At 33.5% G+C, this 9,699-nt stretch carries 5 protein-coding genes; 2 read left to right on the forward strand and 3 right to left on the reverse strand.

The window, feature by feature from the left end:
• The first annotated feature begins 1,060 nt into the window (after positions 1 to 1,060).
• Both ACP6PM_RS03555 and ACP6PM_RS03560 read left to right on the forward strand, forming a co-directional pair.
• Positions 1,061 to 1,825: a pseudouridine synthase gene (locus ACP6PM_RS03555; protein WP_426581911.1), complete on the forward strand. Its 765-nt coding sequence runs from the start codon at positions 1,061 to 1,063 to the stop codon at positions 1,823 to 1,825.
• A 782-nt stretch (positions 1,826 to 2,607) separates the two neighbouring features.
• Complete coding sequence (locus ACP6PM_RS03560) at positions 2,608 to 3,510, forward strand: helix-turn-helix domain-containing protein (RefSeq protein ID WP_426581913.1); 903 nt, start codon at positions 2,608 to 2,610, stop codon at positions 3,508 to 3,510.
• Positions 3,511 to 3,575: 65 nt separating this feature from the next.
• Here the strand turns inward: ACP6PM_RS03560 and malQ are convergent, their stop codons facing one another.
• From malQ to ACP6PM_RS03575, 3 genes are all read right to left on the reverse strand, one after another.
• Positions 3,576 to 5,090 carry a 4-alpha-glucanotransferase gene (gene malQ / locus ACP6PM_RS03565; protein WP_426581915.1) on the reverse strand — a complete coding sequence of 505 codons (1,515 nt, stop codon included), beginning with the start codon at positions 5,088 to 5,090 and terminating at the stop codon, positions 3,576 to 3,578.
• A 1,072-nt stretch (positions 5,091 to 6,162) separates the two neighbouring features.
• Positions 6,163 to 7,086, reverse strand: a complete 924-nt coding sequence (locus tag ACP6PM_RS03570) for a bestrophin family protein (protein WP_426581917.1) — start codon at positions 7,084 to 7,086, stop codon at positions 6,163 to 6,165.
• A gap of 985 nt (positions 7,087 to 8,071) precedes the next feature.
• A complete protein-coding gene (locus ACP6PM_RS03575; protein ID WP_426581919.1) occupies positions 8,072 to 8,821 on the reverse strand; it encodes a hypothetical protein in 750 nt (249 codons plus the stop codon).
• Between the last annotated feature and the right edge of the window lie 878 nt (positions 8,822 to 9,699).

Genomic DNA, 9,699 nt, shown 5'->3' on the forward strand with positions numbered 1-9,699 from the left:
GGTTAGTACAATTAGTTTTGTGATTATTTCCAGAGATAGGAAATATATAAACTAGTAGATTTTACAGATTTTACAGATTTAGGGTAGGGGTAAATATCCAGTTAGTTAAATATAGTTATTCTCGGTACAGTTGTGTAGAAAATATATGTTTACCCCATGTGCAACTTTTCTAAACTTACGGAATTTAAGTAGTTATGAAAATAACCTTTTCAGTCTTATGGCAATAAGCCGTTGTATTTTAGTAGAAAGTTGCACACCGCGTATGTTTATCTTCCATCTTGACTCTCAACAGCAACATCAGAATCAGAAGTTTGATGCAGTTCTGGTAATTTTTTATTCATCAAATACAATTTTCGGTTAGTACAATTAGTTTTGTGATTATTTCCAGAGATAGGAAATATATAAACTAGCAGATTTTACAGATTTAGGGTAGGGGGAAATATCCAGCTAGCAGATTTTACAGATTTAGGTTAGGGGGAAATATCCAGTTAGTTAAATATAGTCATTCTCGGCACAGTTGTGTAGAAAAAATATATACAGAATTAAGCAACAGCAATAATAGTTTCAGACTTTTTGTCTATTTTGAAATTTTTTACACATCGGACATCTAATGCTATACCATAATAGCAAAATAGGTTATCACAAATTAATTAATCGGTAAAATGACATAAAATTACTATTAATTATCACTCCTACTTCTCCGAATATCATATTAATCAGGTAGACTATTTTATTATCTTATCTGTTCCCTATTCTATGTTCCCTAAAATACAATTTTTGTATATCTTGCGCATTTGAGAAATACTATATCAGACAATTCAAATAAAATTACCATATTGCTTTTATCCCGAATATCATATTAATCAGGTAGACTATTTTGTTATCTTATCTGTGCCCTATTCTATGTTCCCTAAAATACAATTTTTGTATATCTTGCGTATTTTAGAGATACTATATCAGACAATTCAAATAAAATTACCATATTGCTTTTATTATGAATTGAGAATAATTCTTGACTGGTAATCTGATGATTAAAAGCGATCGAGATCAAATAAAGAGTATGGATGAAAGATTACAAAAAATATTATCTCAGTGGGGAATAGCCTCTCGGCGTCAAGCTGAACAAATGATTATAGCTGGACGAGTAAAGGTTAATGGTAAAGTTGTCCAATTAGGTGAAAAGGCTAAACCAGACTTGGACAAAATTGAAGTAGATGGTTTGCCCATCAGACCAGAAAATCGCCCTGAGCCCATATATTTATTGCTCAATAAACCTATAGGAGTAATTTCAACTTGTTCAGAACCTAGCAGACGTAGTAAAGTTTTGGATATCCTGAGTACAGAACTGCGAAATGGAAAAGGTATTCATCCTGTAGGACGTTTAGATGCAGACTCTACAGGAGCATTACTCCTCACAAATGATGGTCGGGTAACTTATAGTTTAACCCATCCCAAACATTGTCTTCCCAAAACCTATCAAGTCTGGATAGAAGGTCATCCCCAGGAATCAACCTTAAAATTGTGGCGTCAAGGTATTATCTTATCTGGTAAAAAAACTTTACCAGCTCAGGTTAAAGTCCTAAGAGAACATAATAACTCTCAAACTCTTTTAGAAGTGGTTATCTCTGAAGGCAGAAATCGCCAGATTCGTAGAGTTGCAGAAAAATTGGGACATTCTGTACTCAAACTACACCGTACTGCAATTGGCCAAATTAAGTTGCAGCTACCCGGAGAGTCAGTTTTATCTATTGGCCATTATCGATCTTTGAAGGATTTTGAAATCGACTTTTTGGATGCCCAAATTATCAAATCTAAATTCACCTAAAAACTCTCTTTTATGACAAACAAGTACTCTTTTTCAGAGTTTGAACTGAGTGGATCAAACAATTAAACATCCAAATAATATTTCCAAATTGTTTCATACTTTGTGCTAGGTCAATCTTGCTGCCTTAATCAAAATATATTTTGTTTGCAGAACTTTTTTTCAATCCTATTAAGTTCCTATGCAAAATTAATTACACATCCTATTTTCCTGTTCCCAGATCCGGTGTTCCCTGTTTCCTTTCTTAACTAGGAAATTTATTTTACACGACTACTTATATAGCAATCCGTGCATAGGTTGCGGGTAATCAAAAAGTAAATAAAAAAACTGAAACTCTTACCTGTTCGCAGATCCGGTGTTCCCTAAAAAGCAGTAATATTTTTGACAGCAATAAAATAGGATTGCTATAAATATATTTAGGAGTAATAAAAGTTAATTTTTTTTCTGAAACTAAGCACCCAAAACTAATCATATTATTGCTGAAATTAAGTTAGATAAAATTAATCAAATAATGTTACCCATAATAGGAGTGATTAAAATACTTTACATGAGATTTATCTTTGATAAAAAATCTAGTTTATCGTTTGTCACCAAGAAGCTAAAATAGATGCCCATAGATAAAAAACAGATAATAAATTTCTCAAAATAAATGGTTAGATGCTGTGTCTTTTGAATTATGAATCCTGAATCATAACTCTAGCGTAATTTGTAGCCAACTTTTTTCCAAAAATAGGATAAATTTAAAAACAAGAAAAACTATAGTTTATATAAAATAAGTTAAAGCAATGGTCAATTTGACAGCAATCAAAAACCTGAAAAAAAGTTTCTCTTTTGTACCCTTAAAACAACCTTTTAATCAAAGGAAAGAATTATCTTTTGAAGAAGAACAAATTCAGGTATTAATAGAGATAGGGCATAAATTAAAAATGTTTAGAGATAAACATTCGATTTGTTTAGAAAGAGTGGCAGTAGTGACAATGATTAGAATTAATTTACTAGAAGCGATAGAAGAAGGTAATTTAGAACAACTACCAGAGCCAGTTTATATCCAAGGTATGATCAAGCGATATGCAGATGCTATGGGATTAGATGGAGAGAAACTAGCAAACTTATTTCCGACTGTAAAAACTCAGGAAATTACCAAAAAATCTTTTCCGAATGTATCAATGCTTCACCTACGACCATATCATCTTTACTTTCTATATGTATTGCTTGTTATTTTATCAGTTCGTTTGTTACCTCATCTAATTACTGGATCTGATATATTAGCGAGAGAAAAGGGAATTACTAACTCTGAGAAACAACAATACCAAGCAGAAAATCAGAGAGATTTGTCAGCTCAAGCATCTCTGGTAAATACCAAAACTGAGCAAAAATATTCGGATAAAACTACAGCAGAAAAGCCAGAAAAACTTCAGGATAAACAACCTGTAGTGCTGAGTGTAATTGTCAAAGAGGAATCCTGGGTATCAATAGAGATAGATGGAAAAATAGCATTTGAAGGAACTTTAGCTCAAGGCACTCAGAAGACTTGGTCAGCCCAAAAACAACTGGTTTTCTTTGCAGGAAATGCTGGGGGAATACTGATACCTATTAATAACTTACAAAATATGCAACTGGGAAAACCAGGTGAAGTAAAAGAAGTTGTCTTTACTCCTACTAATACCAAAATTTCCCAGTCAAAATAAGACCTTGTCCTTCAGGGCGGGGTTGAAATAATGTTAAAAATTAAACAGTATTATTTATACTCACATTAATCCTGGTTTTCTGGAGTACGGCCATAAATGTCTGTCACCTCTTTAAGGCGATCGCTTATCTCTGAGGTTAACATCCCCGATTGGTAACGCCAGCTCCAATTACCTTCTGCAATACCAGGCTGATTCATAATAGCTTCTTCCCCCAATCCTAAAATATCTTGTAAAGGAAAAATTGCCATATAAGCCACAGAAGACATAGCCAAACGAATTAAATCCCAATGAATGCCATTACCCCAAGTACCGCCAAGAAAACGATGAACTCTCTCCTGTTCTTCATAAGAACGGTTATTAAACCAACCCACAGTAGTATTATTATCGTGAGTGCCAGTATAAACGACCCAATTGGAAGAATTATAGTTGTAGGGTAAATAGGGATTATCACCACCTGAGTCAAAAGCAAAATGTAGAATCTTCATACCTGGAAATTCAAACCTATCCCGCAACTCTTCCACATCAGGAGTAATCAACCCTAAATCCTCAGCAATAATTGGTAGTGTACCTAACTTTTCATTAATAGTTTCAAACAAAGTCTCGCCCGGAGCTTCAATCCATTCACCATTTATCGCTGTAGTTTCGCCTTGCGGAACTGCCCAATAAGCACTTAAACCTCGAAAGTGGTCAATCCTAATCCAATCAACTTTATTAAGCATAGATTGAATACGTTGTACCCACCACAAAAAATTGTCCTGTTCCAATCTATCCCACTGATAAACTGGATTACCCCATAGTTGACCAGTCTCACTAAAATAATCTGGGGGAACACCTGCCATCAAAGAAACTTCACCTGTTTCTGCATCTAGACAGAATATTTCAGGATGTGCCCAAACATCAGCACTATCATGGGCAACATATATAGGCACGTCGCCAAAGATTTTGATTCCTTGTTCATTTGCATAATTTTTCAGCTCATCCCATTGCTGGAAGAATTCAAACTGAACAAATTTATGGTATTGAATTTCATCAGCTAGACGTTGCTGCCATTCTGCTAATACTGCTGGTTGACGACTGGCAATGTCTTCATCCCAAGTATGCCAACTAGCTCCTTCGTGAGCCTCCTTCAAAGCCATAAAAGAAGCATAATCATCTAACCAAAACGCTTTACTGGTGCATAATTCCTTGAATGCTTCTTGTTCTTCTTCGGAAGCGTTTTTTTGAAAGTTTTGGTAGGCAGTTTTCAGCAGAGAACCCTTGATTTGGGCTACTAAATCAAAATCTACCCGATCGCTGGGAAATTCTGGTAGGTTAGATATATCCTCCTCAGTAAGCAGTCCTTTATCTTTCAGCTTATCTGGACTAATTAGCAGAGGATTTCCTGCCATTGCTGAATAAGCTAAATAGGGAGAATTGCCAAAACCTGTTGGTCCTAATGGTAGAACTTGCCAAATTTGCTGTCCACTCTCTTTCAAAAAATTGACAAAATTGTATGCTTCTTGGCCTAAGTCACCAATTCCAAAGCGACTGGGAAAAGAAGTTGGATGTAGTAAAATACCGCTAGCTCTTGAAAGTAGCATAATTAAACCTAGAAAATACTAATCAAAAAAATTGCTGGCATTACCCGCCAGCCTATAATTAATTTTACGATGGAGAGAGTATTTTTTGATAGTTAAAATTTTGTTGATTTTTCTATCGTGTTTGTAATCTAATTAGGGTTTGCTGAAAAAGTCTTTTTGTTGGGGTAGGGAGTAGGGAGTAGGGAGTAGGGAGTAGTTAAGAATTAGGAGGAGCAAGGAGTTGTAGAAGAGGTATAACAATCCGCGCATAGGTTGCGGGTAATCAAAAAGTAGATAAAAAAACTGAAACTCCCGCCTGTTCCCAGTTAAGTGTTCCCTAAAAGCGGTAAGATTTTTATACACAAATAAAATAGGACTGCTATAGTCGTTCATCATAGCCACTTAAATTTTCTGCCTCGCGTTACTCCAAAATGCTTAATTTTTCAGCTTTATTAACACAAAAGCTGGTACTTTTTCCAGACCTGAAGTTTCTTAAAGCATTAGAATGCAAATGCTTTTATATTTAATCAGCAAGCCCTAATTAGGGTTTACTGAAAAAGTATTTTTGTTGAGGTAAGGAGTAGGGAGTCAGGAGTTAGGAGAAACGGGGAATTTAGAGGAGGCAGTTGGAATAATTATCCCTTGATTTTTCTGTCATAGCCAGCTCAAAATCCTAAGTTTTTGGTCGCTTAAGCTGGAAAAGTTGCACTTTTTTTCGACCTAAAAAGGCTGAAGCTCTAGAATTTCAATGCTTTTAGATTTAATCAGCCAACCCTAATTAAAAATCCTTCAATTATTAATTGTCTGAGGGTACTTATACTCAAAAATATCTTCAAAACTTAGACGCATTGAGATTTTATATTTTAGTTCTCTGTGTTGTTATTAAAGTCATCTCTTATCCTGAAAGATTTTCAGATATAGTGTTTTCAAATGAGATGTAAATCTAGATAGAGGTTTTTTATAATAAAAAAAGCACGCTTATTGAGTAGCAAGTAATCTTTGTATAAATCTACTATTTAATGCTGTTTCCATTCTTGGCTATTCCCTACTCCCTACTCCCTATTCCCTATTCCCTATTCCCTATTGACTTTGACTAATTTGAGGTAGGTATATCTTGATCGACTAAATATTCTTTTCGAGAGTCAGAAGTAAGTAATTCTTCAATATCTAACAACAGTCGATCGCACATCTTATCTAAAGGTAAATCATTAGGATCGTAACCAAAAGGATTTTCTATTTCTAGTCCTATTGCTTCAATTCCTAATAGAGCAAAGCTAATTACTCCCACAGTAGGAATAGTCATCCAAGATAATTGAGCTACCATTTGAAAGGGTAAAGCAAAGCAATAAAATAATAATAAATGTTTGATGTGAATTGCATAAGCTAGGGGAATAGGTGTATTTAAAATTCTTTCACAGGCAGTTTCATCTTTTACCATAGAGTCTAAGATTTGATTATAGGTAGAAAGCTGAATACTATCTATATAATTAAGGTCGTATACTTGGCGGAAATAATCTCCAATCCATTTAGCTATTCTTAGAGGAATATGATTAACCTCTTTTAGTTCTAAATATTGATTTTCGCTAATAATTGACTGAAGTTTTTTATCTACATTTTCATTCCTTAAGTGTAGTTTTGTACCGATCAAAAATCCTGCTAAAAGTATAATTACTGCCTTCTTTTTTTCTGTATCTGCTGGATTTTTTTCCGGAATATTTACCCATATTTGCCTTGACAAAGACCGACATGAAATTATTATTCCCCCAATAACTTTCCGTCCTTCCCAAAATCTGTCATAGGATGTATTAGTTCTAAAAACTAATAATAAACCCAATACAACACTAGGAATTAAACTAACTAAAGTTGGTTGATGTATCCAAGTTAATCCACTCTGATAAATGATAGTAATTATTAAAGCAAAAATCATCGCAACTACTACCCTTCGCCAAACTTGAGGTATGACAGATCCCTTTAAGGTTAGGAGTAATTTAAGCCAGCTTTTGTTATAAAAAATCATAGTTATTTTTTCAATGAAAGGAAATAATAAATAGGATTAATCAGGATTTTTTTCTTAAGTTGTAGTTGCTTCTATTTTCAAAGTTAAGATAGAAGTAATAACTATGAAAATATTACCACAAACAACTACCGAGTAGCGATCGCTATTTCCAAAAATCTTGTAATTATCAAAAAGGTTAAAAAGTCGCTGTTAATTACTGGGTAATTGAACTGTTACCTAAATATAGCATTAATACATGGTAATTGGTATTATACCTTAATTTTTCGGTAACAATGCGCTTAATAATTCTGAATATGACCTTAATTTCACTGAGGATTGTAATTTTTTATTCAGTGGAACTTCATAGATAAATGGTATCAAAACTTATACCATTTCAAGGTAAAAGGTTTTACCTGTCTATATTTAAGTCTATTTTCTGACTGCTTTAATCTCTCATAGCAATCACCAAAAATTTATCTATTATAACACTTAATATAAAATCCGATTATACAGTAATCGCAAAATTACTTTCTCTTAAAGATTGAATACGAATTTAAAAATTCAATAGTTCAAATCCTTTCTTTCTCCTAACTCTTGACTTCTGACTCTTGACTCCGAACAGGATAAGATAACTAATTACCAATGGATAATTGATGATTATGCTCAAAAATAATAGACTTGTCGCTTTTTAACTTAAAAAATCCCCAAAAACCTTGTTCTGTAAGAATTGTAGCTATTGGCAGCAGCAAAAGCTGCTAAGGCTTTGCTCTGTCTAGGTTTGAGCGATTTTTTCCTTCTATTTAGCGACAACTCTAATTATCCATTATCCATTGTTCATTATCAATTCTGAAAGAGGTAATTATCCATTATCAATTAATGAACCGGATTCTATATAATTAGTAGGAATAAATCACTTTTTATGTAATTATCAGCTCGTTAGTGTCTATTATTCCTATAACTGATAATTGAAATGACCCATAGCAGTTTAATTGCTATAAAAAATTATTTAACTTGTTTTGAAACAACTGTACATCTGATTATTTGATTCAACTACTTGTTTGACTGGAGTAATATGTTTATTAATAATTTTTTCTACCTCAATTTTGACACTATCGGACATTGAAGATAGCCATCCATCAATATCAATGTGCATCCACCTTTGACTAGGGTCATTATATACAGCAAAATTCAATAAACTATTCATATTTGCTGAACCTGCTATGTCACTAACTTCTTTCATCATGGAGTAAGTTAAGCCGTAAAATGGTTCGGAACCTGCTTGAAAATATTGTTCCCACCCACTCCAATTTAAGTTATTACGAGTTAACATTTTCTCAGAAAAAACAGTAGCTAAACCCTCTGCATAACAGTCAAGTAACTGTGCATTTAATAGGTGAAATATTTCGTGAGCTAATTGACCGTGGAAAGCATATTCAGATGGTTTCCGACTTAAGTAAATAGTAAATTCACCTTGCGTTGTATTATCAAGTGAAGTTAACGGAGTCATATTTAAGCGTAAATTAATTTTTTTCACTGGTATTCTTGCTTCGCCATATAGTTGTTGACTATAATTAAATCCTGATTGAACAAAAGAATAAATACTCGAATTATTCAAATTAGCATCTAAGGGTTTTATTTGAGGTGATGAAAGAAATTGAGCCGAAACTTCCTGAAGTGCCAAATTAGGAATGTAGAGAAAAATTAGTAATGAAATAAGTGCTATTAATAAAAATTTAATCCGAAAAATAATTAGCATGATTTGTCTCAGAATCAAAACATATAACAATTTTTATTTTTTTATCTTAACTTCATGATTATAACAATTTCCAGGAAGAAGGAAGACAAAAGCAATAAAATGCTATGATATTTTCTTGCTCAATTAGATAAATAATTTTTGACAAAAAGAGATAAATTCTAATGTTAGAGAGTCAATGCACAAGCAAAGATTAAGATAGGGCTTAGTGCTTAATCTGAGGTATGTTCGGTGGGTTACGGCTCCCAGTTAAGACTTTGATTCCTGAGCATAGGTATTGCCGCCTCACCCACCCTACTAGACTGTTTCATCTAATATAGAATCAGGCTATATCCTGAGCATAGGTATTACCGCCTCACCCACCCTACTAGACTGTTTCATCTAATATAGAATCAGGCTATATAATGTATGTTTATAATTCTATAATTACTTCAATATTTAATCTCTCCTCCGACCCTACTCCCTACTTCCTACTCCCTAATCCCTACTCCCAAATATACAATAACTATTCAACCGGATTTGATATAAAATAGCGCATTAGCTTTTGGGGGTAAATTTTTGCTATAGTTAAATCCTAGCATTTTTCTAAAGCAACATTTAAGATGAAACGGTCTACTACTAACAAAACTATTGTCAAGCTCCAAGCTCTCGGCAACCTTTGTCTCTGTAAAAACTCCATAGGATAATCCAGTAAAATTGCCAGAATTACTCAGAGAAAGAAAATACTCACCTTGAGGATTGAAATATATACAATTAACTACTTCTATGCCACGAATCACTCTATGTTCGTTACCACTATATTGTCGTCGCGCCAGTTCAATTGTATACCTATACTATAATAAAATTACTTAATGTTTTGTTGTGTGATCTGAAAAGTAAGA

The organism is Dapis brunnea BLCC-M229 (genome assembly GCF_050015995.1).
Classification (GTDB): Bacteria; Cyanobacteriota; Cyanobacteriia; order Cyanobacteriales; family Microcoleaceae; genus Trichodesmium.

What these genes read in the sequence shown, in the direction of transcription:
- ACP6PM_RS03570 (WP_426581917.1), bottom strand. Translation starts at nt 7,086, where the DNA reads ATGATTTTTTATAACAAAAGCTGGCTTAAATTACTCCTAACCTTAAAG.
- malQ (WP_426581915.1), bottom strand. Translation starts at nt 5,090, where the DNA reads ATGCTACTTTCAAGAGCTAGCGGTATTTTACTACATCCAACTTCTTTT.
- ACP6PM_RS03575 (WP_426581919.1), bottom strand. Translation starts at nt 8,821, where the DNA reads ATGCTAATTATTTTTCGGATTAAATTTTTATTAATAGCACTTATTTCA.
- ACP6PM_RS03560 (WP_426581913.1), top strand. Translation starts at nt 2,608, where the DNA reads ATGGTCAATTTGACAGCAATCAAAAACCTGAAAAAAAGTTTCTCTTTT.
- ACP6PM_RS03555 (WP_426581911.1), top strand. Translation starts at nt 1,061, where the DNA reads ATGGATGAAAGATTACAAAAAATATTATCTCAGTGGGGAATAGCCTCT.